Source organism: Mitsuaria sp. MSU3D, from assembly GCF_056867975.1.
On record NZ_CP200314.1, the window covers coordinates 6,099,083 to 6,125,747 of the forward strand.

The window sequence follows — 26,665 nt, forward strand, 5'->3', positions numbered from 1 at the left end:
CGTTCATGAAGCAACGACTGACGCGGCGCTGGGTCGCCTTGCCCTTGCTGGCGGCGCTGGCGATCGACGGCGGCGCGGCGCTCGCGCAGGCGCAGACGGCGACGGGGAAGGGCGGCGCGGCGACCGGTCCGATCGGACTCCCGGCGGGGTACACGCTGGTGTGGTCCGATGAATTCGACAAGGGCGCGTTGCCCGACGAGTCGAAGTGGGCCTACGACACCGGCATGAACAAGCAGGGCTGGCACAACCGCGAGAAGCAGTACTACGCCGGCCCGCGCGCGGAGAACGCCGCGCTGAAGGACGGCCGGCTGGTGATCACGGCGCGCAAGGAATCGCTGTCGTCGCAGCCCGACTGGGGCGGCCAGAAGTACACGTCGACGCGCCTGATCACGAAGGGCAAGGCCGAGTGGACCTACGGCTACTTCGAGATCCGCGCGAAGCTGCCTTGCGGGCAGGGCACCTGGCCGGCGATCTGGATGCTCGGCAGCCAGGGCGACTGGCCCGCATCGGGGGAGCTCGACATCCTGGAGCACATGGGCCAGAAGCCCGACTGGGTGTTCAGCACGGTGCACACGACGTCGGGCCACGGCGGGCATGGCGTCGGCGACGGCAGGAAGCTCGCCACGGCCTGCGGCGAGTTCCACAACTACCAGATGCTGTGGACGCCGAAGGAGATCCGTTTCGGCATCGACGGCCAGGTGCACGCGGCGTATCTGAACCTGGGCAAGGGAACGGCGCAATGGCCGTTCGACAAGCCGCAGTTCCTGATCCTCAACCTCGCGATCGGCGGCGACCTCGGCGGGGAGATCGACGACGGCATCTTTCCAATCGGGTACGAGGTCGAGTACGTGAAGGTGTATCAGGCGGGGAAGTGATCTCGCGTCAGTTCGTTGCCAACGAGGTCGCCAACGCCACCGCATCCGCCCCCGCCGGAATCCGCATCGGCGCCTGCGGATCCGTGACCGCTCGCCAGACGGCCTCGGCCACGTCCTGCGCGTGGGTCACCGGCGTGGACGCGTCGCGCACCGCGGCGAAGACGCGATCGCGGAATTCCACGTAGGCCTCCGGCACGTCGGGACTCATCAGCTTGCGCGCGTTGTCGCCGAAGCTCGTGCCCGGCGAGCGGCCCGGCAGCACGAGCCGGGCGCTGATGTTGAAAGGCTCGAGCTCCAGCGCGAGCGACTCGGTGAACGCATTCACCGCCGCCTTGCTGCCTGTGTAGACCGAGAGCAGCGGCAGCGACATCAGCGTCACGCTCGACGTGACGTTCACCACCACACCCGCACGGCGTTCGCGGAACTGCGGCAGCACCGCCTGCGTCATCGCGATCGTGCCCAGCACGTTGGTTTCGTAGAGCGCGCGCGCGTTGGCCATGTCGACGGCCTCCAGCGGCGACAGCAGGCCGACGCCGGCGTTGTTGACCAGCACATCGATCGGACCGGCATCCCGGAGGCATTGGCGGATGCTCTCGGCATCGGTGACGTCGAGCGGCAGCACGCGCAGCAGCTCGGAGCGCGGCAACAGGTCCTCGCGCGGCGTGCGCATCGTCGCGACGACGCGCCAGCCCTTGTCGAGGAAGAAGCGCGCGGTCTCGAGGCCGAAGCCGGACGAGCAGCCGGTGATCAGGACGGTGGAAGTGCGGGACATCGGGAACTCCTTCGATTGGGGATGTCCGCACGATAGAGGGCGAGATCCGGACTGACTACACTGCGCAGTCCATTCCTTTGTCGAGATCGTCCAGATGGTCGACCCGTTGGCCGAAGTCGTGTCCCTGTTGCGGCCGCAGGCGCCGTTCTCGAAGCTCGTCGTCGCTTCCGCGCCCTGGGCGGTGCGCCGCAGCGAAACAGGCCGTCCGTTCTACTTCGTCGCGCTCGAGGGTTCGTGCCACGTGACGATCGACGGGCCGTCGCACAGCGACACGATCACGATCCATCCGGGCGACTTCGTGCTGATTCCGGCCGCGCGCAACTTCTCGACCTCGAGCCTGGATCGCCCGCCGCCGCGCGAGGGCGAGCCCGTCACGACCCCGATCGCGCCGATGCCGGGCGGCGCGCGCATCGGCGATCCAGACGGGACAGTCGACATGCGGATGCTCGTCGGCAACTGCGTGCTCGGCTCGCCGGACGCGGAACTGCTGGTGTCGCTGCTGCCGCAGTGGGTCCACGTGCGCGGCGAAAGTCGCCTGTCGACGCTGGTCCAGCTCGTCGGCGACGAATCCCGCGCCCATCGGCCGGCGCGCGAGATCGTGATGTCGCGGCTGCTGGAGGTGCTCCTCATCGAAGCCTTCCGCTCGACGGCGAGCACGGCGCAGACGCCGGGCCTGGTGCGCGGCCTGGCCGATCCGAAGCTGGCGTCGGCGCTGCGGCGCATGCACGAATCGCCCGCGATGCCATGGACGGTCGTCGAGCTCGCGAAGGAGGCGTCGATGTCGCGCTCCGCCTTCTTCGAGCGCTTCAGCCGTGCGGTGGGCATTGCGCCGATGGCCTACCTGCTCGCGTGGCGCATGGCGCTCGCCAAACAATGGCTGCGGCAGCGCGAGCTGTCGATCGCGGAGATCGCCGAGCGCGTCGGCTACAGCGCCGTCGGCCCGTTCGGCGTGGCGTTCACGCGGCACGTGGGCATGCCTCCCGGAAGATTCGCCAGAAACGTCGCCCTGAACGAAAGCATGAATGTCGAAGTCTGACCTGTCGAAGGGCGCCACGCTGCTGGGCCTCGTGGCCATCCTGTTCTGGAGCACCTCCGTCGGCGTCACGCGCAGCACGATCGAGTTCCTCGGCCGGACCGGCGCGCCGGCCGTGCTGTTCACCGTGTCCGCGCTGCTGCTCCTGCCGACGCGCACTTCGCTGCGCGAGCTGCCGCGTCGTTATCTCTGGCTCGGCGCCGCGCTGTTCGTGGGGTACGAGCTCTGCTTCGTGCTGGCGCTCGGGTTCGCGCGCACGCGCCACGAGGCCATCGAGGTCGGCATGGTCAACTACCTCTGGCCCAGCCTCACCGTGCTGTGCTCCGCCATCGCCGACCGCAAGCGGCTGAACGCGCTGATGCTCGCCGGGCTGGCGCTCGCCTTCACCGGGGTGATCACGGCGTCCTCGCCGCCGGAGGGACTGTCGCTCAGCCGCTTCTTCCACAACGCCGCGTCGAATCCGCTCAGCTATGGCCTCGCCTTCATCGGCGCCATCGTGTGGGCGCTCTACAGCACCTGCACGAAGCACATGGCCAAAGGCAAGAACGCGCTCTGGTTCTTCATGGCGCTGAGCGCGGCGGGCTTCTGGATCGTGCACGCGCTCAACGCGGAGCGCCCGCCGATGAACTGGACGATGCACATCGTCATCCAGGTCGCGCTCGCGAGCGCGGCGGTGACGCTCGCCTACACGCTCTGGAACATCGGCGTGCTGCGCGGGAACATCCATGTCCTCGGCCTCGCCGCGAACGGCACGCCGCTGATGTCGGCGCTGTTCGCGTCGGTGCTGCTGAGCGCGCCCCTGCCGCTGATCTTCTGGGCTGGGGCGGGCTTGGTGGCGATCGGGTCGTTGATTGCGGGAGTGGGGCTTCGGTCGGCGCGCCCGGGCGCCTGAGCGCGGTGCTCCGCGGCCGATCCGCATTGGCTGCACGTGAAATGAAAGACGCCCGCAGTTGCGGGCGTCTTGGGGTCCGGCGAAAGGGCGGTCAGACGTTGAACAGGAAGTTCAGCACATCCCCGTCCTTGACGACGTAGTCCTTGCCTTCCGCGCGCATCTTGCCGGCGTCCTTGGCCGCCTGTTCACCCTTGTACTGGATGAAGTCGTCGAAGGCGATCGTCTGCGCGCGGATGAAGCCGCGCTCGAAGTCGGTGTGGATCACGCCGGCCGCCTGCGGCGCCGTGTCGCCGACGTGGATCGTCCACGCCCGCACTTCCTTCACGCCCGCCGTGAAGTAGGTCTGCAGACCCAGCAGCTTGAAGCCCGCGCGGATCAGGCGGTTCAAGCCCGGCTCGTCCTGGCCCATCTCGGCCAGGAACATCGCGCGGTCCTCGTCTTCCATCTCCGACAGCTCGGCTTCAGTCTTCGCGCAGATCGCCACGACCGGCGCGTTCTGGCCCGCGGCGTATTCCTTCAGGCGGTCCAGGAAGGGGTTGTTCTCGAAACCGTCTTCCGCCACGTTGCCCACGAACATCGCCGGCTTGGCCGTGATCAGGCACAGCGGCTTCAGGATGACCAGCTCTTCCTTGCTGAAGTCGATCGACCGCACCGGCCTGGCCTGGTCCAGCGCGACCTGGCACTTCTCCAGCACCTTCACCAGCGCCGCCGCTTCCTTGTCGCCCGCGCGCGCCACCTTGTTGTAGCGGTGCAGGCTCTTCTCCACCGTCCCCAGGTCCGCCAGGCACAGCTCGGTCTGGATCACCTCGATGTCGGAGATCGGATCCACCTTGCCGTTGACGTGGATCACGTTCGGATCCTCGAAGCAGCGCACCACGTTCACGATCGCGTCGGTCTCGCGGATGTGCGACAGGAACTGGTTGCCCAAGCCTTCACCCTTGGACGCCCCCGCCACCAGCCCCGCGATGTCCACGAACTCGACGATCGCCGGCACGATGCGTTCCGGCTTCACGATCTCCGCCAGCTTCCCCAGACGCGGATCGGGCAGCTCGACGATGCCGACGTTCGGCTCGATCGTGCAGAAGGGGTAGTTCTCGGCGGCGATGCCGGCCTTGGTCAGCGCGTTGAAGAGGGTGGACTTGCCGACATTGGGCAGGCCCACGATGCCGCATTTGAGGCTCATGGTTGGCTTTCGGGGGAAATGCTGGGAATGCTGGTGTGGGCCTGCGGCAGCGCGCGGGCGAAACCGGCATTTTAGTCAACCGCAGCTTCCGCCGCCGTGGCGGTCGCCCGTCGGCCCGTCCGCGCCGTCTGGAAGCCCGCCCGGGACCGCCCCATCGCCCCTGCCTACAATCGCCGTCCATGGAAAAGTTCGACGTCCTGGTGCGCGGCAACGGCTGCGTCGGTCGCAGCCTGGCGCTGGCGCTCGGCGCCCGCGGCCTGCGCGTGGCCCTGCTGGCCCGGCCGACCGCCCCCTCGTCCTCCGCGGACGTGCGCGCCTATGCGCTCAACGCCGCCTCCGTCGCGCTGCTCACCCGGCTGCGCGTGTGGGAGGGCCTCGCCGAGGACGCCCGCACCCCCGTGCACGACATGCGCATCCACGGCGACCGCGCCGGCGCGGAGCTGCACTTCAGCGCCTGGCAGCAGGGCGCGGGCGAGCTCGCCCACATCGTCGACGCCGCCGCGCTGGAGGACCAGCTGGACGCCGCGCTGCGCTTCGCCCCGCACGTGCAGCGCGTGACCGAACCGGTTCCCGCCACGCTGCAGGCCCTGTGCGAGGGCCGAGACACCGGCGCCGCCCAGGAATTCGGCGTGCACTACGAGCGCCACGACTACGGCCACATGGGCGTCGCGACCCGGCTGATCGCCAGCAAGCCGCACCAGGGCCAGGCCTGGCAATGGTTCAGATCGCCGGATGTCCTGGCGCTGCTGCCTTTCGACCGCCCCGAGCCCGGCCACAGCTACGGCTTGGTCTGGTCGCTGCCCAAGGACGAGGCCCGCCGTCTGATGGCCGCCGGCCCGGCCGAATTCGAATCCGCCCTGCTGGAAGCCACCGGCGGTGCCGCCGGCACGCTGAAGCTGGCCGGCGAGCGCCAGGCCTGGCCGCTGCAGCTGTGCCGCGCCGACGCGCTGTGCGGCCCGGGCTGGGTGCTGCTCGGCGACGCCGCCCACCTTGTCCACCCGCTGGCGGGGCAGGGCCTGAACCTCGGCCTGGCCGATGTAGAGGCGCTGGTCGACGTCATCGTCCGCCGCGAATCCTGGCGCAGCCTCGGCGACGAGAAGCTGCTGCGCCGCTACGCCCGCGCCCGCATCGCCCCGACCTGGGCGATGGGTGAATTGACCGACGGCCTGCTGCGCGGCTTCGCCAGCCAGGCGCCCGTGCTCGCCCGGCTCCGCAATGAAGGCCTGCGCCTGGTCGATCGCGCCGGCCCGCTCAAGAAATGGCTCACGGCCCGCGCGCTCGGCCACTGAACGGTCCTGTCCGTTCAACCTGCAAGTTCTCGAAAGTCCCCATGATCTCCACGCTGTCCAAGACCTTCTCCCGCAAGACCCTGGCCCTGGTCGCCTCGCTGGCCGCGCTCGGCCTGTACGGCTGCACGGCCCAGGCCAACGAGGACACCATCCGCAAGAACCTCGCCGCGGTGATGCCCAAGGAGATCAAGATCGACGAGGTCCGCCCCAGCCCCATCGCCGGCCTGTGGGAGGTCCGCATCGGCAGCGAGATCCGCTACACCGACGCCGCCGGCCAGTACCTCGTCGAGGGCGAGATCCTCGACCTGAAGAACCGCAAGAACCTCACCCAGGAGCGCGTCGACAAGATCACCGCGATCGACTTCGCCGCGCTGCCGCTCAAGGACGCGATCGTCTGGAAGAAGGGCGACGGCAAGCGCCGCATCGCCGTCTTCGCCGATCCGAACTGCGGCTACTGCAAGCGCTTCGAGAAGTCGCTGCAGGAAGTCGACAACATCACCGTCTACACCTTCGTCATCCCCATCCTCGGCGGTGATTCGCCGGAGAAGTCGCGCACCATGTGGTGCGCCAAGGACAACACCACCGCCTGGCGCAACTGGATGATCGACGGCGCGATGGCCGGCCCGGCGGACCCGAAATGCGACAGCTCGGCCATCCAGCGCAACCTGGCCCTCAGCCAGAAGATCCGCGTCAACGGCACGCCGGCCATCCTGTTCGAGAACGGCACCCGCGCCCCGGGCGCGATCAGCCCGCAGCAGCTCGAGCAACGCTTCCAGGCGATCCAGGAAGCGGACAAGACGCAGAAGAAGTCCTGATCCCGTTTGATTTCGCCTGATCCCGATTGAGCCCCATGAGCGACCGCACGCCCCACCATGCCGCCCCGGTGCACGCCGCCTCGGCCTCCGTCAACCCGATCGCCGCGCGACTGGGTTACGCCGGCCTGATCCCGTTCGTGCTCGGCGCGGCGCTGGTCTGGCTGGTGCGGGAGGACGCGCACCCCTACGTCACCGACGGCCTGTCGCGCTACGCGGCCATCGTCATCACCTTCCTCGGGGCGATCCATTGGGGCCTGGGCATGCGCCAGACCGTCCCCTCGCCCGCGCCCTTCATCTGGGGCGTCGTGCCGGCGCTGCTGGCCTGGATCGCCTCGACGATGCCCCCGTACGCCGGCCTGGTGATCGAAGGCTTCCTGCTGATCGCCTGCTACGTTGCCGACCGCAAGCTGTACCCGTCGCTGGGCGCCTCGCCGTGGCTGACGCTGCGCTTCCGGCTGAGCGCCGTGGCGGCGCTCAGCTGCTTCATCGCCGCCCAGGGGACCTGAGCCCCTTCGAACCCGCACAGGCGTCGATCCGGGCGAACCCTCGCCGGGTCCGCTGAACGAGAACCGCCCAATCGCGCACCACGCATGGGCCAGGCTTGGTAGGCTGTTCCTCATGACCGCTCGCCCCACGATCCATTACCGCATCGCCGTCGCCGACCCGCATGCGCATCGCTTCGAGGTCACGCTGACCGTGCCGGCGCCCGAACCGTGCCAGGCCTTGAGCCTGCCGGTCTGGATCCCGGGCAGCTATCTGGTGCGGGAGTTCTCCCGCCACCTCGGCGCCGTGACGGCGCGCCAGGGCCAGCGCGAGGTCCTCGTCACCCAGACGGCGAAGAACCGCTGGGAGTTCGAGTGCGCCGGCCGCGGCGCGCTGGTCATCAGCTACCCGGTCTACGCCTTCGACACCTCCGTGCGCGCCGCCTTCCTGGACGCGCAGCGCGGCTTCTTCAACGCGACCAGCCTCTGCCTGCGCGCGCACGGCAAGGACGACCTGCCGCATCGTGTCGAGCTCGTCGGCCTGCCCGAGGGCTGGGAGGTCGCCACCGCGATGGCGCCGGTCGAGGACGCGCCGCTGCAGTTCGAGGCCGCCGACTACGACGAACTGGCCGACCATCCCTTCGAGCTCGGCCCGTTCTGGCGCGGCGAATTCGTCGCGGGCGGCGTGCCGCACGAGTTCGTCGTGTCCGGCGCGCTGCCGATCTTCGACGGCGAGCGGCTGCTGCGCGACGCGCAGAAGATCTGCGAGACGCAGATCGCCTTCTGGCACTGCGGCAAGAGCAAGCCGCCGATGTCGCGCTACGTGTTCCTGCTGAACTGCACCGACGACGGCTACGGCGGCCTGGAGCACCGCGCCAGCACCGCGCTGATCGCCGCGAGGCGCGACCTGCCGCGCCTGGGGCAGTCCGAGACCAGCGACGGCTACGTGAAGCTGCTCGGCCTGATCAGCCACGAGTACTTCCACACCTGGAACGTGAAGCGGCTGCGTCCGGACGTGTTCGAGCGCTACGACTACGAGCAGGAGAACTACACCGAGCTGCTGTGGTTCTTCGAGGGCTTCACCTCGTACTACGACGACCTGTTCCTGGTCCGCGCCGGCCTGATCGACGAGGCCCGCTACCTGAAGCTGATCGCCAACACCCTCACGCAGGTGCTGGGCGCACCGGGGCGCAAGCACCAGAGCGTGGCCCGTTCCAGCCTCGAGGCCTGGACCAAGTACTACCGCCAGGACGAGAACACGCCCAACGCGGTGGTCAGCTACTACGCCAAGGGCTCGCTGGTGGCGCTGGCGCTGGACCTGTCGCTGCGCGGCGCCGAGAAGTGCGAGAAGCCGCAGTCGGTGGACGACCTGATGCGCGGCCTGTGGAAGGACACCGGCGGCGGTCCGGTCAGCGAGGCGAAGATCCTGCAGAAGCTGGTCGACCTCGGCGGCGAGGCGATCGCGCAGACGCTGTCGACCTGGGTGCATGGCACCGAGGACCTGCCGCTGCCGCAGCTGCTGGAGCGCGTCGGCGTGCGCTGGTGCCTGGACAAGCCGACGCTGGCGCAGCGCCTGGGGCTGCGGGTGTCGGAGAACGACGGCATCGTGACGGTCAAGAACGTGCTGCTCGACAGCGCCGGCCTGGCCGCCGGGCTGAGCGCGGGTGACGAGATCGTCGCCTGCAACGGCTGGCGCGTGCGCAAGCTCGAGGACCTGCCGCTGACGCTGAACCACATCGACCCGCAACGGCTGGAACTGCTGGTGACGCGCGACCAGCGGATGCTGACGCTGGCCCTGGCGCTGCCGATGCAGGACAGCGCCGCGCGGCCGGTCTGCCTGGGCCTGCTCGAGAAGGCGCCCGCGCGTGCGCAAAGCCTGCGGCGCGCATGGCTGGGTGGCTGAGACGGCGGCTCGCCCTCGAGATCCGGCAGATCCAGGATGCCGGTCGGGCCGTCGGTCGAGCGTTGTCCGCCGCGGCGACCGGCATGGCGCCGCTCGTCGACCCGCGCCGCTGGCGCGCTGCGATGCTCGGCATCCGCAGGCATCACGTCGTGCTGGCCGGACTCACGGCCGCGGTGATCGGCGCCCACCTCTGGCTGCTGAGCGGCGCCCGCGAGCTCCACGACCAGTGGGCGCCCGAGACGCCGGAGCCGGAGCGGCTGCAGGCGGCCTTCATCCGGGAACTGGCGCCGGCCCCGCCGCCGCCGCCGGCGACCACGCCGAAGGACGGACCGCAGGGCACGCCGCAGCGTCACATCGAATCGATGCCGGCGCTCGGCGACGGTCCGGCACCGCTCCCGCCCGATCCCGCCGCGAGCGAGCCGCCGCCTGAGCTGCAGGCCTTGGCGATGCCGCCGGCGCTGGCGGTCTCCGACGCGGTCGGCGAGTGGATGCCGGGCATCGAATGGCCGTTGTCCACCGAGCTCGACTACAAGCTGAGCGGCGATTTCCGCGGGGCCATCCACGGCGATGCCCGGGTGCAATGGCTGCGCGAGGGCTCGCATTACCAGGTTCACCTCGAGGCCTGGATCGGCCCGAAGATCGCACCACTGATGTCGCGCCGGATGAGCAGCGACGGGGAGATCACGCCGCTGGGCTTGGCGCCGCGGCGTTTCGATGAAGTGACCGGCGGCCTCGCGGGCGGGAACCGCCAGTCGACGCTGCTCTTCGACCTGGGCGGCGTGCGTCTGGCCAACGGCCGCCGCGAACCGGTGCCCGACGGCACCCAGGATGCGGCCAGCCAGTTCGTCCAGTTCACCTGGCTCTTCCTGACCGGCCGCCAGTCCGCGCAGGGCGATCTGCTGATCCAGCAGCCGCTGGCGCTGCCGCGCAACGTGCACCTGTGGCGCTACAAGGTGCGCGGGATGGAGGACGTCGCGACACCGCTGGGCCAGATCCCGGCGTGGCACGTGGACTCGGACATGGACATGGAAGACACCCGCGGCGACATGCAGGCGGAGTTCTGGCTGGCGCCGTCGCTGCAGTACCTGCCGGTGCGGGTGCGGATCTGGCAGAACCGGCCGAAGGATCCGCGCACGCACATCGACCTGGTGCTGAAGGCGGCGCCGAAGCAGGCGCTGGCGCCCGCTCAACCCGCGCCGTCGGCCTCCGCCGCCAGCCCCTGAGCCTCCGAGCGTCAGGGCGTCAGGGCGCGCGGACGTCAGCGTCCGCATGCGCCCCTATAGTTGCCGCCATTCCAGTTCAAGGAGACATCCCATGATCGCAGCCCTGTCCGACGTGACGTTCGAGAACCTCCTGGTGGAGGTCGCCGGCAGCGGCGACCGCAAGACCGGCGTGATCCGGCTGAACCGCCCGAAGCAGCTGAACGCGCTGAGCGACCCGTTGATGGACGAACTGGGCCGCGCGCTGCTGGCCTTCGACGCGGACGACGGCATCGGCTGCATCGTGCTGACCGGCAGCGAGCGTGCCTTCGCAGCGGGCGCGGACATCCCGACGATGGCGCCGCACACCTTCATGTCGGCGTTCAAGAGCGGGCTGATCTCGAAGAACTGGGAGACCATCCTGCAGGTGCGCAAGCCGGTGATCGGCGCGGTGGCAGGTTTTGCCCTGGGCGGCGGCTGCGAGCTGGCGATGATGTGCGACTTCATCATCGCGGCGGAGACGGCGCGCTTCGGCCAGCCGGAGATCAAGCTGGGCATCATCCCCGGCGCGGGCGGCACGCAGCGCCTGCCGCGCGCGGTCAGCAAGAGCAAGGCGATGGACATGCTGCTGACGGCCCGCATGATGGACGCCGCGGAGGCAGAACGCGCCGGGCTGGTGTCGCGCGTGGTGCCCGCGGAGCAACTGATGGCCGAGGCGCTGGCGGCGGCGGAGACGATCAACGGCTTCAGCGGCCCGTCGACGATGCTGATCAAGGAACTGGTCAACCTGGCCTACCAGGGCCCGCTGACCGACGGCGTCGCGATCGAGCGCCGCTACTTCCATGCGCTGTTCGGCACCGACGACCAGCGCGAAGGCATGGAAGCCTTCCTGGCGAAGCGGGCCCCGGCGTTCAAGCATCAGTGACGCTGGGCGTGACCGTTCCAGGGGAGGGCCTGGGACGGCCACGGTCCCTGCCTAGGCAGGCTCTTTTTGAAACAATCCTTGACCCCAACCGCTGTACGCTGAGTGTGCGCTTGGGTGATTGTTGACAATCCGTGAACGGATCTTTCCAGTTTGCCTAGTGTTTCCCCTAGGCGGCGGCGCCTAGAGTTCAACCCATGGACAACGCGGAGTGCGGAGTCCGGTGCAACGAACCGCTAGGAGCCCGCCATGAACACCCTGATCAAGACCACCCTGATTGCCGCCGCCTTCCTGACCGCCGGCGCCACCTTCGCCGCCGAACCGGCCCAGAAGACCCGCGCCGAAGTCATCGCCGAGCTGCAAGCCGCTCGCGACTCCGGCGAAATCGCCTCGCTGAGCGCTGAGCAAGCCGGCGTCGGCTCGCTCGAGAACGGCATCAACGCCCCGACGTCGGCCCAGATCGCCGCCAAGAAGGCCGCGGTCAAGACCGCCGCCAAGAAGGGCGCGACGACTGAAGGCAACTCGGCCAAGTAAGACCGACGCTTCCCCCTCGACACTGCCGGACGCACCGGCCGGCCTGGGGGGCCAGCAAAGGAAAAAGGACACCCTCGGGTGTCCTTTTTTCATTCGTGAGGCCAAGCGCGGGCACTCCACGCAGCAGGGGGCATCCCTCCGGGAACCCCCAGCAGCATTCCGGCCCCACTCGCAGTCGTTGACTGCACGTTGAATGGGGTCAGGTGGTGCGCGTTTCGATCAACCCTCGCGACGCAGCGCGGGGAACAGGATCACGTCACGGATCGAGGGGCTGTCGGTGATCAGCATCATCAGACGGTCAATGCCGATGCCGCAGCCGCCCGTCGGAGGCATGCCGTACTCGAGGGCGCGGATGAAGTCGGCGTCGAAGAACATCGCCTCCTCGTCGCCCGCATCCTTGTTGGCGACCTGCGACTGGAAACGCGCGGCCTGGTCCTCGGCATCGTTCAACTCGGAGAAGCCGTTGGCGTACTCGCGGCCGGTGATGAAGAGCTCGAAACGCTCGGTGATGGTCGGGTCGGCATCCGACGCACGCGCCAGCGGCGACACCTCGACCGGGTAGTCGACGATGAAGGTCGGCTCCCAGAGCTTCTCCTCGACCGCCGCCTCGAACAGGCCGAACTGCAGCGCCGACAGGCCCCAGTGCTTCGGCGCTTCTTCGCCGAGTTCCTTGAGCTTGGCGCGCAGCACGTCGGCGTCATCAGCCTCGGCTTCGGTCACGCCCGCGTGCACGATCAGCGACTGACGCACGGAGAGGCGCGTGAACGGCTTCTCCAGGTCGACCGGCTTGCCGGCGTAGGTGACCTGGGCGCTGCCCGTGGCGGCGCGCGCGGCGTGGCGGATCACTTCCTCGGTGAAGCTCATGACCTCCTGGTGGGTCCAGAAGGCCGCGTAGAACTCCATCATCGTGAACTCGGGGTTGTGCCGGACGCTGATCCCCTCGTTGCGGAAGTTGCGGTTGATCTCGAAGACGCGCTCGAAACCGCCCACCACCAGGCGCTTCAGGTAGAGCTCCGGCGCGATGCGCAGGTACATCTCCTGGTCCAGCGCGTTGTGGTGCGTGATGAAGGGCTTGGCGTTCGCGCCGCCCGGGATCGGGTGCAGCATCGGCGTCTCGACTTCCAGGAAGCCGTTCTCCACCATGTACGAGCGGATCGAGGACACGGCCTTGGAGCGCGCCACGAAGCGGTCGCGCGCCTTGCCGTCGGAGATCAGGTCGGCGTAGCGCTGGCGGTACTTCTGCTCCTGGTCGGCCATGCCGTGGAACTTGTCCGGCAGCGGGCGCAGCGACTTGGTCAGCAGGCGCAGCGTCGTGACCTTGACCGACAGCTCGCCGGTGCGGGTGCGGAAGAGCGTGCCCTCGGCGCCCAGGATGTCGCCCAGGTCGAAGTGCTTGAAGTCGTTGTAGACCTCCTCGCCCAGCGCGTCCTTGGACAGGAACAGCTGGATCGCGCCGGTGGCGTCCTGCAGCGTGGCGAAGCTGGCCTTGCCCATGATGCGCTTGAGCATCATCCGGCCGGCCACCGTCACCGCAACGGCCTGCGGCTCGAGCTCCTCGTTGGGGAGCTCGCCGTACTGCGTCTGCAGCGGCTGCGCGCGGTGCTGCGGTTTGAAGTCGTTGGGGAAGGCCGCGACCCCCTTGGCCTTGGCCTTTTCGCGGACGGCGGCGAGTTTCTCGCGGCGTTCGGCGATCAGCTTGTTCTCGTCTTGGGCGGGCGCCGGCGTGTCGTTGCCGGTCTGGGGGTCTTGGGGCTGGCTCATCGTGGGCTGCAAAAAAGGCAGGGGGCGATTTTAGGCTCTTAAAATCGCGCCCCATGTCTCAGTCCCCCATCCTGGACCGCCCGGTCCGCGTCGCCCTGGTCGGTTGCGGCCGTATTTCCAAGAATCACGTCGACGCGCTGACCCGGCACCAGGGCCGCGCGGAGCTGGTCGCCGTCTGCGATATCCGCCCCGAGGCCGTCCAGGCCGCGCTGGCCCAGACCGGCCTGCCCGCGGACCGCGGCTTCGCGTCGCTGGACGCGCTGCTCGCAGGCTCCGACGCCGACCTGATCGTGCTGTCCACGCCCAGCGGCCTGCATGCGCAGCAGGCCATCGCCTGCGCTCAGGCCGGTCGCCATGTGCTCAGCGAGAAGCCGATGGCGACGAAGTTCGAGGAAGGTCAGGCCATGGTCCGCGCCTGCCGCGACGCGGGCGTGAAGCTGTTCGTCGTCAAGCAGAACCGCCTGAACGCGACCGTGCAGCTGGTCAAGAAGGCGCTGGACGAAGGCCGCTTCGGTCGCATCTTCATGAGCACGGTCAACGTGTTCTGGACCCGCCCGCAGAGCTACTACGACGCCGCCCGCTGGCGCGGCCGTTGGGACATGGACGGCGGCGCCTTCATGAACCAGGCCAGCCATTACGTGGACCTGCTGGACTGGCTGGTGGGCCCGGTGGACAACGTGCACGCCTACACCGCCACGCTGGCCCGCGACATCGAGGCCGAGGACACCGGCGTGCTGGCCCTGCGCCTGCGCCACGGCGGCCTGGCCAGCATCAACGTGACGATGCTGACCTACCCGCAGAACCTGGAAGGCTCGATCACCATCCTCGGCGAGAAGGGCACGGTCAAGATCGGCGGCACGGCCGTGAACAAGATCGAGCACTGGACCTTCGACACGCCGCACCCCGACGACGAGCTGGTGAAGAACGCCAGCTACGAGACGACCAGCGTCTACGGCTTCGGCCACGCCGCGTACTACGACAACGTCATCCAGACGCTGCGCGGCGAGGCGCAGGCACAGGTCGACGGCTACGAGGGCCTGCGCTCGCTGGAGCTGCTGATCGCCTGCTATCGCAGCGCGCGCGACGGCCAGCGCGTCGGCCTGCCGCTGGTGTTCTGAGATGAGCTTCTGGCAACACGCCTCGGCCGTCGTCGACGACGGCGCGCAGCTCGGCGACGGCACCAAGGTCTGGCACTTCAGCCACGTGTGCGCCGGCGCGCGCGTCGGCGAAGGCTGCTCGCTGGGGCAGGGCGTCTACGTCGGCAACGACGTGACGATCGGCCGCAACGTGAAGATCCAGAACAACGTGTCGGTCTATGACGCGGTGACGCTGGAGGACGACGTCTTCTGCGGCCCGTCCATGGTCTTCACCAACGTCTACAACCCGCGCTCCGCAGTGCCGCGCAAGAGCGAGTACCGCCGCACGCTGGTGAAGCGCGGCGCGACGCTCGGGGCGAACTGCACCGTCGTCTGCGGCGCGACGATCGGCGAATACGCGTTCGTCGGCGCCGGCGCCGTCGTCAAGGGCGATGTGAAGCCGTATGCGCTCATGGTCGGCGTGCCGGCCCGTCAGATCGGCTGGATGAGCCGCCACGGCGAGAAGCTGGCCCTGCCCCTTGACGGCCATGGCCGCGCTGCCTGCCCCGCCAGCGGCGACCTCTACGAACTCGACGGCCAAACGCTGTCGTTGATCACCGCTTCGAACGCGGCTTCGACCCCCACCACCGCGTCGCCCCAGGATTCCCAGCCATGAGCCTTCCCTTCATCGATCTCAAGGCGCAGTACGCCGCGCTGAAGACGACGATAGACGCCCGCATCCAGCGCGTGCTGGACCACGGCCAGTACATCATGGGTCCCGAGGTCAAGGAACTGGAGACCGCGCTGGCAACCTACGTCGGCACGAAGCACTGCATCACCGTGGCCAGCGGCACCGAGGCGCTGCTGATCGCGCTGATGGCGTTGGACCTGCAGCCCGGCGACGAAGTCATCACGACGCCTTTCACCTTCGCCGCGACGGTCGAGACCATCGTTCTGCTGGGCGGCGTGCCGGTGCTGGTCGACATCGAGCCCGACAGCTGCAACCTCGACGCGACGCTGATCGAAGCGGCCATCACGCCGCGCACGAAGGCGATCATGCCGGTCAGCCTGTACGGCCAGGTCTGCGACATGGACGCGATCAACCAGGTCGCGGCGAAACACGGGAACATCCCCGTGATCGAGGACGCCGCGCAGAGCTTCGGCGCTTCCTACAAGGGGAAGAGGAGCTGCGGCCTGTCGACCTGGGGCGCGACCAGCTTCTTCCCGAGCAAGCCGCTGGGCTGCTATGGCGACGGCGGCGCGCTGTTCACCGACGACGACGCGCTGGCGCAGGCCGCGCGCGAGATCCGCGTCCACGGCCAGAGCCAGCGCTACACGCATACGCGGGTGGGCGTCGGCGGCCGCATGGACACGCTGCAATGCGCGGTGGTGCTGGGCAAGCTGGAGCGCTTCGACTGGGAGATCGCCCAGCGCCTGGCGATCGGCGATCGCTACCAGCGCCTGATCGCCGAACTGCCGGTGCAACGACTGGCGGTGCGCGAGGACCGCGATTGCGTGTGGGCCCAGTTCACCGTGCAGGTGGACCGCCGCGACGAGATCGCGGAGGCCTTGAAGCAGGCCGGCGTCCCGACGGCGGTCCATTACCCGAAGCCGCTGCACCGCCAGCCCGCCTACGAGCAGCGCTGCCGCGTCGCGACGCCGCTGCCCAACGCCGAGTCCGCCGCGCGGCGCGTGATGAGCCTGCCGATGAGCGCCGACCTGAGCGAGGCGCAGCAGGACCAGGTCGTCGCCGCGTTGCGGGTCGCGCTGACCTGACCCCCCGATGCTGATCGGCTACACGCTGGATGCGGTGCGCGCCCGGATGCGCGCGCGGGTCGCGGCGTGGCTGGGACTGGATGTCGGCACCCGCGCGCAGATCCACCCCGGGGCGCGCGTGCGCTGCGGCGCGGGCAGCGCGCTGGGCGCGGGATCGATCCTGTACCGCGACGTCCAGATCCTCGCCACCGGGGATGGGCGCTTCACGATCGGCGCGCGCAGCCACATCGCGCCGGGCGGCTACCTGCTGGTCGGCGACCAGCGCCTGTCGATCGGCGACGACGTCGCCATCGGCCCCGGCCTGATGCTGTTCTGCGAGTCCAACGCGGTCACCGCCACCGGCCTGTTCCGCGACCACTACCGGCGGGGCGAGATCCGCATCGGCAGCAACGTGTTCATCGGCGCCCGCGTGACGGTGCTGCCGGGCAGCTTCATCGACGATGGCGTCGTCGTCGCGGCGCACGCGGTGGTGCGCGGCCACCTGCCCAGCGGCTGGGTCTACGGCGGCGTGCCGGCCCGGCCGCTCCACCGGATCGACGGGGCCCGTCCGCCGTCGACCGGCCCGTGAAGGGTCACGTCGCCGGCGCGCTGCGCTGGCGCGACCTGCCCGGAGCGCTCTGGCACTGGCTCCGCCACGGCGCGCGCAGCGCCGAGGATTTCCGCGCCGCGTTCGCCCGCAGCCTCGGCCTCGATCCGGCGCAGGCCGGCGAGGTCCGCCTCTTCGGCACCGGACGCGCGGCGCTGCATGCGTTCACCGCGTCGCTGGACCTGCCGCCCGGCTCGGAAGTGCTGCTGCCCGGCTACACCTGTGTCGTCGTGCCCAACGTGTTCATGCACCTCGGGCTCGCCGTGCGTTACGTCGACATCGCGCGGGACGATTTCAATCCGACGCCGGACGCGATTTCCAATGCCATCGGCGAGGCGACACGCCTCGTCGTCGTGCCGCACAACTTCGGCCTCGTCACCGAGGGCCTGGACGCGTTGCGGGCCAAGCATCCCGACGTCGTCTTCATCGAGGACGCCGCCCACGCCTGGGGCAGCACCGACGCGATCGGCCGCGAGGTCGGCACGCTCGGTCATGCGGCGTTCTTCAGCTTCGAGTACTCGAAGCCGCTGACCACCGGCATCGGCGGCGCGCTGGTGATCCACGACCCCGCGTCACGCGAGCGCTTCGCGGCGCGCATGCCCGCGCTGCATGCGCCGACGACGTCGACGGTGCTCAAGCAGCTGCTGACGCTGTGCTGGCACCGCCTGACGATGAGCCTGCCGCGCCCGGCGCTGCAGGCGCTGATCGCGCTGCTGCGCGCGCCGTCGCGGATGCTGGGCGTCGTCGCGAAGACGCCCGACAGCGAAGTCGCCGGCGACACGCAGCCCGACTACCGCGCCGGCCTGCACCCGTTGAGCGCGGCGATCGGCCTGATGCAGGCGAGCCGCTTCGACGAGATCCATGCGCTGCGCCGCATGCAGGCGCAGGACTACGACGCGCTGCTGGCCAATCTGCCGGGCTGGGAGTGGCCCGTGCGCGCACCGGGCGCCGTGCTGCTGCGCTATCCGCTGCTGCTGCCCGATGCCGCGACGCGCGACGCGGCGATCGCGGCGCTGGAGGACGAGGGCATCGTCGGCGGCACCTGGTTCGACGACGTCGTCCATCCGCGCGGCAGCCGCCGCTTCGGCTACACCGAGGGCGAGTGCCTGAACGGCGAGCGCGCCGCGCGCACCGTGCTCAACCTGCCGCTGGGCCGCCATGCGCGGCTGAGCCCGTCGCAACGCGCCGCCGTGCGCGCGATCGCGGAACGTCACGGAGGGAAGGCCCGATGACGGTCCGCCGCCGCTTCGCGCAGCTCGCCGGCGCCTCGATGCTGACGCAGGCGATCCCGATGCTGATCGCGCCGCTGCTGACGCGCTGGTACGGCGCGGAGGCCCTCGGCCACTGGGCGCTGTTCGTGGCGCTGGCCGCGAACCTGGCGACCATCGCCAATGCGCGCTACGAGTTCGCCATCGTCCTGCCGCGCCGGGACGGCGAGGCGGCGCTGGTGCTGCAGCTGGCGCTGTGGATCGCGCTGGGCATGGGGCTGCTCACGGCGGTCGGCGCCACGGGCTGGCACCTGCTGATGGCGCATCACGCGAAGCTGGGCGGCCGCTGGGTCTCCCTCGATCAGTTGGATCCGTGGCTGCTGATGCTCGCGCCCGTGGTCGCGCTGGCCGGCATGCAGCAGGCGCTGAGCCTCTGGAACAACCGCCAGGGTCGCATCGACGTGATCGCCCAGGCCCGCGTGCTGCAGCAGAGCGTGATGGCCGCCGCACAGGCCGCGGCCGCGCTGGGCGGGTTCGCGAGCGTCGCGGCGCTGGTGTTGTCGCAAAGCCTGGCCGCGCTGCTCGCGCCGCTGTGGCTGCTCCGGCGCGGGGCCCGGTGGCGCCGTGCGACGCGGCTGGATCGCGCGGGCAAGACCTGGCACTGGCGCCACCTGCGCCGCCTGGCCTGGCGCTACAAGCAGTTCCCGCTCCTCAACAGCCCGCATGCCTTCGTCAACGCGGCGCAGGAGACGCTGGTGCTGGCGATGATCGCCGCCTGGGCCGACGCCGCCACGGCGGGTTACTACGCGCTGATGGTGCGCCTCGTGAAAGCGCCGGCCACGCTGGTCGGCGGCGCGTTGTCCGAGGCTCTGCTCGGCGAGCTTGCCCGCGACTGGCAGCGCGGCGTCGACCTGCGCCCGCGCCTGCTGCGCGGCATCAAGCTGCTGGCGATGGTCGCGCTGCCCTGCATGGTGGTGCTGATCGCCGTCGGGCCCGCGCTGTTCGGCTGGCTGCTCGGCGCCGACTGGGCCCGCGCCGGGGAGTACGGCCGCTGGCTCGCGCCCTACGTCGCGGCGCACTTCATCGCCGCGCCGCTGACGGTCACGCCCATGGTCACCGGCCGCCAGCGCGGCGCGCTGGTGTTCAGCCTGGTCGGCAACGCGCTGTACGTGCTGCCGGTCGCGCTGGTGCTCAGCACCGGCGGCGCGCTGACGACGGCGCTCGCCGCCATCGCCGTGCTGCTGCCCATCTATTTCGCCATCTATCTGGCGTGGCTGGTGCGCGGCTCGGCGCCGCGACCCGCCCTGCACGGAGTGCCTGCATGAGACTGGTCCTGATCGGGGACGGCGAGAGTCCCCACCTCCTGAAATGGGCGCGCGCGCTGTCGCAGCAGCGGGAGCTCGAACTGTGGGCCGCGTCCACGCGCGGCTTCGCGCCGGAGTTCCAGTTCCTGATCCCCGAGGACCGCCGCCTCGCGCTGAACACCGATCCCGCGCATGCCGGCGGCAACATCGCCGTGCTCAAGCAGCTGCCGGCGCTGGGCGCCTGGCTCAAACGCGTCGATGCCGACTGGCTGCACGCGCACTACCTGACCTCGCACGGCACGCTGGCCTGGGCCGCGCGCCGCGGCTGGAAGCTGCGCGCCAGGATCGCCGGCTCCGCCTGGGGCAGCGACATCCTCGTCACGCCCGACCAGGGCTGGGCCTACCGCTGGCTCACCACGCAGGTGCTGAAGGCCTGCGCGATCACGACCTCCGATTCCGAGCACATGAGCGCCCGCATGCGCGAGCTGGGCGCGGCCGAGGTGATGACCTTCCCCTTCGGGCTGGAGCAGTTGCCCAAGCAGAACGTCCGCAAGCAGCCCTGGCTCTTCTTCACCAACCGGGGCCTGGAGCCGATCTACCGGCCGCATCGCGTGATCGAGGTCTTCGCCGCGATCGCCGCGAAGCAGCCCGAGGCGCTCCTGGTCGTCGGCAATGACGGCTCGCTGCGCGGCGCGATGGAAGCGCAGGTCGCGTCGCTCGGCCTCGCGGACCGCGTCGAATTCATCGGTCGCGTCGACGCGACCTCGCAAGGCCGCCGCTACGCGCCGGCGCGCTGGTTCCTGAGCCTGCCGCAGAGCGACTCGGTGTCCGTCTCCGTGCTGGAGGCGATGGCGCACGAGTGCCTGCCCATCCTGTCCGACCTGCCCGCCAACGACGAGGTGCTCGGCACCGGCGGGACCGGCAGCATCGACGCGGCGATGCATCCCAACGTCAAGCTGCTGGGCCGTTACGGTCTGATCCTGAAGGACGGCGACGACCTGACCACGCTGGCGGACCGCCTTCAGCTGATGGTCGGGCAGAGCGACGTGGCGGGCCATTCGGTCGATGCCGACCGCCTCGGCGCGGCCAATCGCGCGTGGGTCGCCGAGCACGCGATGTTCGGCCCCGCCGTCAAGACTTTCATCGAGCGCCTGAAGCGCTTCTGAGCCTTCCCCTTCCTTCCCATGAAGCTGCTGCTGATCAACCATTACGCCGGCTCGCCGAAGCACGGCATGGAATTCCGCCCGTTCTATCTGGCCCGCGAATGGGTCCGCACCGGGCACCAGGCGCTGATCCTGGGCGCGTCCTACTCGCATGTCCGCACGACCCAGCCCGAGCCCGGCATGGCGGCGATGAGCGGCGTGAACTACCTCTTCTACGACACGCCCGAGTACCAGGGCAACGGCACGGGCCGGGTCAAGAACATCTGGTCCTTCTGCCGCCAGGTCTGGAAGGACGCCGACATCCTGGCGCGCGAATTCGCGCCGGACGTCGTGATCGCCTCCAGCACCTACCCGATGGACATCTGGGTCGCGCGCCGCGTCGCGAAGTTGGCCCAGGCCAAGCTGGTCTACGAGGTGCACGACCTGTGGCCGCTGTCCCCGATCGAGCTGTCCGGCATGTCGAAGTGGCATCCCTTCGCGATGCTCTGCCAGAAGGCGGAGAACGACGCCTACCGCGATGCCGACGTTGTCGTGTCGATGCTGCCCAAGGTGCATCAGCACATGGCCGCGCACGGCCTCGACCTGAAGAAGCTGCACATCGTGCCCAACGGCATCACGCTCGATGAATGGTCCGAGCACGGCGAGCCGCTCGAGGCCGCGATCCAGGCGCACCTCGACGCCGAGCGGGCGGCGGGGCGCACCGTCGTCGGCTATGCGGGGTCGATGGGCGAGCCCAACGCGCTGGACGTGCTGCTGGACGCGGCGAAGCTGCTGAAGGACAACAGCGGACTGAGCTTCGTCCTCGTCGGCGGCGGACACCTGCGGGACAAGCTCGAAGCGCGCGTGCGCGACGAAGGCCTCACGAACGTCGCGATGTTCCCGGCCGTCCCCAAGGCCCAGATCCCGTCGCTGCTGAAGGGCTTCGACATCGCCTACATCGGCTGGCAGCGCACGCCGATCTACCGTTTCGGCATCGCGCCCAACAAGCTGATGGACTACATGATGGCGCAGCGGCCAGTGCTGCATTCGGTGGAGGCGGGCAACGATCCGGTGGCCGAGGCCGGCGCCGGGCTGACGGTGCCGCCGCAGGATCCGAAGGCGGTGGCGGAGGGCCTGCTCAAGCTCGCCGCCGTGCCGGCCGAGGAACGCGCCGCCATGGGCCGCCGCGGGCGCGAGTTCGTGCTGGCGAATCACACCTATCCCGTGCTGGCGCAGCGCTTCATCGACGCGGTGTCCTGAGCGGCTTCGCTCCCACGCCGTTTCCGCAGTTCCGCAGTCCCCGCAGTTCCCGCAGTTGGCGAGCAGTTCCTCCAACGTCCCCGCAGTCCCGATCAACGCAGTCCTCACCACGGCTCCGACCGACGACGACATGACCCAGGACCGAGAACTCCAGGCCATCGCCCAGCGTTACGCCCGGCGCGACCAGCGGCTGGCCGGGCTGGAGCGCTACAGCCTGCTGCGCCCCGAGGTCTGGCAGATGCTGCACGAGCGCCAGGCCGCGATGCTGCGGCTGCTGGCGGCGCACCGCGCGACCCTGCCGGATCCGGCCGCGCCGCTGAGCGGCTGGCGGATGGCCGAAGTCGGCTGCGGCGCCGGCGGCAACCTGATGGACATGCTGCGGCTGGGCCTGCAGCCGCAGCACCTGACCGGCATCGAGCTGCTGCCCGAGCGGCTGGACGCCGCGCGGGCCGCGCTGCCGCAGCAGGTGCGGCTGCTGGCGGGGGATGCGTCGCAGGCGGACGTCGAGGCCGGCAGCCAGGACCTCGTGCTGCAGTCGACGGTGTTCTCCTCGATCCTGGACGACGGCCTGCAGCGCCGGCTCGCCGAGGCGATGTGGCGCTGGGTGGCGCCGGGCGGTGCGGTGCTCTGGTACGACTTCATCGTCGACAATCCCCGCAATCCCGACGTCCGGGGCGTGCCGCTGAAGCGCGTGCGCGCGCTGTTCCCCGAGGGCCGGATGGCGGTGCGCCGCGTCACGCTGGCCCCGCCGATCGCGCGTGCCGCCTGTCGCGTCCATCCCGGCGCCTACCGCGTCCTCAACACGATCCCCTTCCTGCGCAGCCACGTGCTGGCGCTGATCACCAAGACACCATGAGCACCAACGATCCGAAGTCCGATCCGAAGTCAGAGCGCCCGGCCGAGCCCAAGCTCCCGTTCCTCCCGTTCGCGCTGCCCGAGCTGGGCGACGAGGAGATCGCCGAGGTCGTCGACACGCTCAAGAGCGGCTGGATCACGACCGGCCCGAAGGCCAGGCGCTTCGAGCAGGCCTTCGCCGAATTCCTGGCCGAGCCGCAGATCGAATGCATCGCGGTCAACTCCGCGACCGCCGGCCTGCACCTGGCGCTGGAGGCCCTGGGCATCGGCCCCGGCGACGAGGTCATCACGACGACGCACACCTTCACCGCGACGGCGGAGGTGGTGCGTTACCTGGGCGCGGACGTGAAGCTGGTCGACATCGACCCGGCGACGATGAACATCGCGATCGACCAGATCGAGGCCGCGATCACGCCGCGCACGAAGGCGATCATCCCGGTGCACTACGCCGGCCTGGCGGTGGACATGCTGACGCTGCTGGACATCGCGCGCAAGCACGGGCTGAAGGTGGTCGAGGACGCCGCGCACGCGCTGCCCACGACGCTGGAGAAGGAGCTGATCGGCACCATGGGCAGCAACGCCACCGTGTTCAGCTTCTACGCCAACAAGACGATGACGACGGGCGAGGGCGGCATGCTGGTCACGCGCGATCCGGAGCTGGCCAAGCGCGCCCGCGTGATGCGCCTGCACGGCATCAACCGCGACGCGTTCGACCGCTTCACCGCCAAGGTGCCGAGCTGGTACTACGAGATCGTCGCGCCCGGCTTCAAGTACAACCTGACCGACATCGCCGCGGCGCTGGGGCTGCACCAGCTCAAGCGGCTGCCGGCCTTCCAGAAGCGGCGCGAGCAGATCGCGGCGCGTTACTTCGAGGCGCTCGCCGACCTGCCGCTGATCCTGCCGCCGAAGGCGCCCAACGAGGACGTCCACAGCTGGCACCTGTACGTGCTGCGCCTGTCCGACGCGACCGAGGTATCGCGCGACCTCTTCATCGAGCGCATGTTCGAGCAGGGCATCGGCTGCAGCGTCCACTACGTGCCGCTGCACCAGCACCCGTACTGGCAGGCGCTCTACGGCCTGACGCCGGAGATGTTCCCCGAATCGCAGAAGGCCTATGAGCGCACGGTGACGATCCCGCTGTACACGGCGATGACCGACGAACAGGTCGAGCGCGTGATCGCCGCGGTGCGCCGCAGCCTGGGCTTCTGAGCGGACGCCTCAGGCATACGGAAACGGGACGGAACGGCCGATGGCCAAGCGACTCTTCGACATCCTCTGCGCCGGCGTGGGCCTGCTGCTGCTGAGCCCGCTGCTGCTGGCCGTGGCGGTGTGGGTGAAGCTGGATTCGCGAGGGCCGGTGATGTTCCGGCAGGAGCGGGTGGGGCGTTTCGGCCGCAGCTTCCGCATCCACAAGTTCCGGACGATGCGCGTCGACGCGCCGACGCTCGGTCCGCAGATCACGATCGGCGACGATGCGCGCATCACGCGCAGCGGCCGCTGGTTGCGCGCGAGCAAGGTCGACGAGCTGCCGCAGCTGTGGGACGTGTTGCGTGGCGCGATGAGCCTGGTGGGGCCTCGGCCCGAGGTGCCGCGCTACGTGGCGATGTACCCGGCAGAGTTGCGTGCGCTCGTGCTGTCGGTGCGGCCCGGGATCACGGATCCGGCCTCGCTGAGTTTTCGCAACGAGAGCGAGCTGCTGGCGCAGGCCGAGGATCCCGAGCGCGAGTACGTGGAGGTGGTCATGCCGATGAAGCTGCGGCTGGCGGCGGACTATGTGCGCAATGCCACCCTGGGCGGCGACATCCGGCTGATCCTGGCGACGCTGGGCGCCATCAAGGCTTGAGAGAACAAGAGAACACGATGAACTGGTTGTCCCTGGATGCCTTCCTGACGCGGATCCGCCCGTACCGCGAGGCGCTTGCGCTCGCGCTCGACATGGTGGCGGTGGCGCTCGCGTGGCAGGCGACCTACCTGTTCCGGCTGGGGTTCGAGCGCTGGTTCGAAGCCCGGCCCGATTACGACCACTGGGTGATGCTGGGCATCGTGGCGCTGTACGGCGTGCTGCTGAAGCTGTTCCAGGTGCCCAAGGGGATGTGGCGCTTCAGCGGCTTCGGCGAGGTCAAGCGGCTGGCGGCGGTGTGCGTCACCGCGGGTCTGATCGCCGCGGTGGCGGTGCTGATGGCGCAGCTGACCAAGGTGCCGCGCGCGGTGCTGGCGCTGCATCCGGTGTTCACGCTGATGGTGCTGGCGATGATCCGCATGGCTTACCGGATGCTCTACGAGCACATGCGCAGCCGTATCAGCGGCAGCGCGCTGGAGCAGCGCCGCGCGCTGGTGATGGGCGCGGGGGATGCCGGGCGGCTGCTGGTGGCGGGGATCCAGCACCAGCAGGGCTGGGTGGTCGTCGGTTATCTGGACGATGCGCCGGAGAAGCGCGGTGCGCGCGTCGCGGGCGTGCCGGTGATCGGCACGCTGGAGGACGCGACGCGGCTGGCCGACATGCACGGCATCACGCACGTGATCGTGGCGATGCCGGCGGCGACGACGCTGGAGCGGCGCCGTGCGCTGGACCTGGCGGGGAAGACGGGGCTGGCGGTGCTGACGGTGCCGAGCAGCCAGGAGCTGCTGGCGGGGCGCGCGGTGAACCAGGTGCGGGACATCGAGCCGGAGGACCTGCTGGGGCGCGAGCCGGTGGAGCTGGACGAAGGCGGGATCAGCGAATGCATCGGTGGCAAGACGGTGCTGATCACCGGCGCGGGCGGCTCGATCGGGTCGGAGCTGTGCCGGCAGGTGGCGCGGTACGGGCCGTCGAAGATCGTGCTGTATGAGCTGAGCGAGTTCGCGCTGTATCGGATCGAGCAGGAGCTGAGCGAGAAGTTCCCGCACATCCCGCTGGTGCGGCTGATCGGGGATGTGAAGGACCTGGAGCACCTGCGCTTCACGTTCGGGAAGTACCGGCCGCAGATCGTCTTCCATGCGGCGGCTTACAAGCATGTGCCGTTGATGGAGGAGGAGAACGCGTGGGCGGCACTCCGCAACAACACGTTGGGGACGCATCACGCGTGCGTGGCGGCGGCGGAGTCCGGCGCGGAACGCTTCGTGATGATCTCGACGGACAAGGCGGTGAATCCGACGAACGTGATGGGGGCGACCAAACGCGCGGCGGAGCTGGTCATCAGCCATATGGCCGGGCAGGGGCATTCGACGAAGTTCATGGCGGTGCGGTTCGGGAACGTGCTCGGATCAAGCGGGAGCGTGATCCCGAAGTTCAAGGAGCAGATCGCCAAGGGCGGGCCGGTGACGGTGACGCATCCTGAGATCACGCGGTACTTCATGACGATTCCGGAGGCGGCGCGGCTGGTCGTCCAGGCCGGCGCGATCGGCGAATCAGGACAAGTCTTCGTCCTCGACATGGGCGAGCCGGTGAAGATCGTGGACCTGGCGAAGACGATGATCCGGATGAGCGGACGCGAGGCGAAAGACATCCGGATCGAGTTCTCGGGGTTGAGGCCGGGGGAGAAGCTCTACGAGGAGCTCCTGAACGACCGGGACAACACCTTGCCGACATCGTTCCCGGCGTTGAGCATTGCGCGCCTGAACAGCGCGGATGCGGCGCAGCAAATCGTCGACTGGCTCGGCGAGACGCTCGAGTCCGCGAGCCGGAGCGATGACACGGTGAAGACGAAGCTGCATCAATTGCTTCCCACCGAGTACACCCGCGCACACTGAAAGCGATGCGCCAAAACGAACGGGGCCTGGAAGACCCCGCTCGTGTGGATCAGCGGCGTCGAGCCGAGG

General features: G+C 69.5%; 25 protein-coding genes. 22 read left to right on the plus strand and 3 right to left on the minus strand.

The window, feature by feature from the left end; translation table 11 throughout:
* Window positions 1–5 precede the first annotated feature (5 nt).
* Window positions 6–875 carry a glycoside hydrolase family 16 protein gene (locus AC1VNM_RS26850; protein ID WP_483108934.1) on the plus strand — a complete coding sequence of 290 codons (870 nt, stop codon included), beginning with the start codon at window positions 6–8 and terminating at the stop codon, window positions 873–875.
* Between the two features lie 7 nt (window positions 876–882).
* Here the strand turns inward: AC1VNM_RS26850 and AC1VNM_RS26855 are convergent, their stop codons facing one another.
* Window positions 883–1,647 (minus strand): SDR family oxidoreductase, encoded by a 765-nt coding sequence (locus tag AC1VNM_RS26855; RefSeq protein ID WP_483108935.1) that lies wholly within the window; start codon window positions 1,645–1,647, stop codon window positions 883–885.
* A gap of 94 nt (window positions 1,648–1,741) precedes the next feature.
* Between AC1VNM_RS26855 and AC1VNM_RS26860 the strand changes: the two genes are divergently transcribed.
* Both AC1VNM_RS26860 and yddG read left to right on the plus strand, forming a co-directional pair.
* On the plus strand, window positions 1,742–2,683 hold the full coding sequence (locus AC1VNM_RS26860) for an AraC family transcriptional regulator (protein WP_483108936.1): 942 nt from the start codon (window positions 1,742–1,744) through the stop codon (window positions 2,681–2,683).
* Window positions 2,670–3,572, plus strand: a complete 903-nt coding sequence (yddG, locus tag AC1VNM_RS26865; protein ID WP_483108937.1) for an aromatic amino acid DMT transporter YddG — start codon at window positions 2,670–2,672, stop codon at window positions 3,570–3,572. Before AC1VNM_RS26860 ends, yddG begins: the two co-directional genes overlap by 14 nt.
* 91 nt (window positions 3,573–3,663) lie before the next feature.
* On the opposite strand, the gene ychF is transcribed toward yddG, so the two are convergent.
* Window positions 3,664–4,755: a redox-regulated ATPase YchF gene (ychF, locus tag AC1VNM_RS26870; RefSeq protein ID WP_377157477.1), complete on the minus strand. Its 1,092-nt coding sequence runs from the start codon at window positions 4,753–4,755 to the stop codon at window positions 3,664–3,666.
* 179 nt (window positions 4,756–4,934) lie between these two features.
* Here ychF and AC1VNM_RS26875 point away from each other — a divergent pair, with 179 nt between their 5' ends.
* The 7 genes from AC1VNM_RS26875 to AC1VNM_RS26905 all read left to right on the plus strand — a co-directional run bounded on the left by AC1VNM_RS26875 (window position 4,935) and on the right by AC1VNM_RS26905 (window position 11,899).
* On the plus strand, window positions 4,935–6,044 hold the full coding sequence (locus AC1VNM_RS26875; protein WP_377157475.1) for an FAD-dependent monooxygenase: 1,110 nt from the start codon (window positions 4,935–4,937) through the stop codon (window positions 6,042–6,044).
* 41 nt (window positions 6,045–6,085) lie between these two features.
* Window positions 6,086–6,859, plus strand: coding sequence for a DsbC family protein (locus tag AC1VNM_RS26880; RefSeq protein WP_377157473.1), 774 nt, complete (start codon window positions 6,086–6,088; stop codon window positions 6,857–6,859).
* A gap of 35 nt (window positions 6,860–6,894) precedes the next feature.
* A complete protein-coding gene (locus AC1VNM_RS26885; protein ID WP_431101815.1) occupies window positions 6,895–7,365 on the plus strand; it encodes a DUF3429 domain-containing protein in 471 nt (156 codons plus the stop codon).
* Window positions 7,366–7,477: 112 nt separating this feature from the next.
* Entirely contained in the window at window positions 7,478–9,244 is a 1,767-nt protein-coding gene (locus AC1VNM_RS26890; protein WP_483108938.1) for a M61 family metallopeptidase, read from the plus strand.
* Entirely contained in the window at window positions 9,229–10,467 is a 1,239-nt protein-coding gene (locus AC1VNM_RS26895) for a DUF3108 domain-containing protein (RefSeq protein ID WP_483108939.1), read from the plus strand. Before AC1VNM_RS26890 ends, AC1VNM_RS26895 begins: the two co-directional genes overlap by 16 nt.
* A gap of 112 nt (window positions 10,468–10,579) precedes the next feature.
* Window positions 10,580–11,368 (plus strand): enoyl-CoA hydratase, encoded by a 789-nt coding sequence (locus tag AC1VNM_RS26900; protein ID WP_483109337.1) that lies wholly within the window; start codon window positions 10,580–10,582, stop codon window positions 11,366–11,368.
* Window positions 11,369–11,614: 246 nt separating this feature from the next.
* Window positions 11,615–11,899 carry a DUF4148 domain-containing protein gene (locus AC1VNM_RS26905; protein WP_377157467.1) on the plus strand — a complete coding sequence of 95 codons (285 nt, stop codon included), beginning with the start codon at window positions 11,615–11,617 and terminating at the stop codon, window positions 11,897–11,899.
* 219 nt (window positions 11,900–12,118) lie between these two features.
* Here AC1VNM_RS26905 and lysS read toward each other — a convergent pair whose 3' ends face one another.
* A complete protein-coding gene (gene lysS, locus AC1VNM_RS26910) occupies window positions 12,119–13,660 on the minus strand; it encodes a lysine--tRNA ligase (protein WP_377157465.1) in 1,542 nt (513 codons plus the stop codon).
* A gap of 53 nt (window positions 13,661–13,713) precedes the next feature.
* Between lysS and AC1VNM_RS26915 the strand changes: the two genes are divergently transcribed.
* From AC1VNM_RS26915 to AC1VNM_RS26970, 12 genes are all read left to right on the plus strand, one after another.
* Window positions 13,714–14,778, plus strand: a complete 1,065-nt coding sequence (locus AC1VNM_RS26915) for a Gfo/Idh/MocA family protein (protein WP_377157463.1) — start codon at window positions 13,714–13,716, stop codon at window positions 14,776–14,778.
* Between the two features lies 1 nt (window position 14,779).
* The gene (locus tag AC1VNM_RS26920; protein ID WP_483108940.1) at window positions 14,780–15,412 is read left to right on the plus strand and encodes an acyltransferase; all 633 of its coding nucleotides are present in this window, start codon (window positions 14,780–14,782) and stop codon (window positions 15,410–15,412) included.
* On the plus strand, window positions 15,409–16,512 hold the full coding sequence (locus tag AC1VNM_RS26925; protein ID WP_483108941.1) for a DegT/DnrJ/EryC1/StrS family aminotransferase: 1,104 nt from the start codon (window positions 15,409–15,411) through the stop codon (window positions 16,510–16,512). The genes AC1VNM_RS26920 and AC1VNM_RS26925 overlap by 4 nt, the downstream gene beginning before the upstream one ends.
* Window positions 16,513–16,519: 7 nt before the next feature.
* Window positions 16,520–17,080 carry an acyltransferase gene (locus AC1VNM_RS26930; RefSeq protein ID WP_483108942.1) on the plus strand — a complete coding sequence of 187 codons (561 nt, stop codon included), beginning with the start codon at window positions 16,520–16,522 and terminating at the stop codon, window positions 17,078–17,080.
* A complete protein-coding gene (locus AC1VNM_RS26935; protein ID WP_431101825.1) occupies window positions 17,077–18,330 on the plus strand; it encodes a DegT/DnrJ/EryC1/StrS family aminotransferase in 1,254 nt (417 codons plus the stop codon). Before AC1VNM_RS26930 ends, AC1VNM_RS26935 begins: the two co-directional genes overlap by 4 nt.
* A complete protein-coding gene (locus AC1VNM_RS26940) occupies window positions 18,327–19,631 on the plus strand; it encodes a lipopolysaccharide biosynthesis protein (RefSeq protein WP_431101826.1) in 1,305 nt (434 codons plus the stop codon). The genes AC1VNM_RS26935 and AC1VNM_RS26940 overlap by 4 nt, the downstream gene beginning before the upstream one ends.
* A complete protein-coding gene (locus AC1VNM_RS26945; protein WP_483108943.1) occupies window positions 19,628–20,776 on the plus strand; it encodes a glycosyltransferase family 4 protein in 1,149 nt (382 codons plus the stop codon). Before AC1VNM_RS26940 ends, AC1VNM_RS26945 begins: the two co-directional genes overlap by 4 nt.
* Window positions 20,777–20,794: 18 nt before the next feature.
* Window positions 20,795–22,012: a glycosyltransferase family 4 protein gene (locus tag AC1VNM_RS26950; RefSeq protein ID WP_483108944.1), complete on the plus strand. Its 1,218-nt coding sequence runs from the start codon at window positions 20,795–20,797 to the stop codon at window positions 22,010–22,012.
* 130 nt (window positions 22,013–22,142) lie between these two features.
* Complete coding sequence (locus AC1VNM_RS26955) at window positions 22,143–22,868, plus strand: class I SAM-dependent methyltransferase (RefSeq protein ID WP_483108945.1); 726 nt, start codon at window positions 22,143–22,145, stop codon at window positions 22,866–22,868.
* Window positions 22,865–24,076, plus strand: coding sequence for a DegT/DnrJ/EryC1/StrS family aminotransferase (locus AC1VNM_RS26960; protein WP_483108946.1), 1,212 nt, complete (start codon window positions 22,865–22,867; stop codon window positions 24,074–24,076). The genes AC1VNM_RS26955 and AC1VNM_RS26960 overlap by 4 nt, the downstream gene beginning before the upstream one ends.
* Before the next feature lie 40 nt (window positions 24,077–24,116).
* Window positions 24,117–24,710 (plus strand): sugar transferase, encoded by a 594-nt coding sequence (locus AC1VNM_RS26965; protein ID WP_483108947.1) that lies wholly within the window; start codon window positions 24,117–24,119, stop codon window positions 24,708–24,710.
* A 17-nt stretch (window positions 24,711–24,727) separates the two neighbouring features.
* Window positions 24,728–26,596 (plus strand): polysaccharide biosynthesis protein, encoded by a 1,869-nt coding sequence (locus tag AC1VNM_RS26970; protein WP_483108948.1) that lies wholly within the window; start codon window positions 24,728–24,730, stop codon window positions 26,594–26,596.
* Window positions 26,597–26,665: the final 69 nt, after the last annotated feature.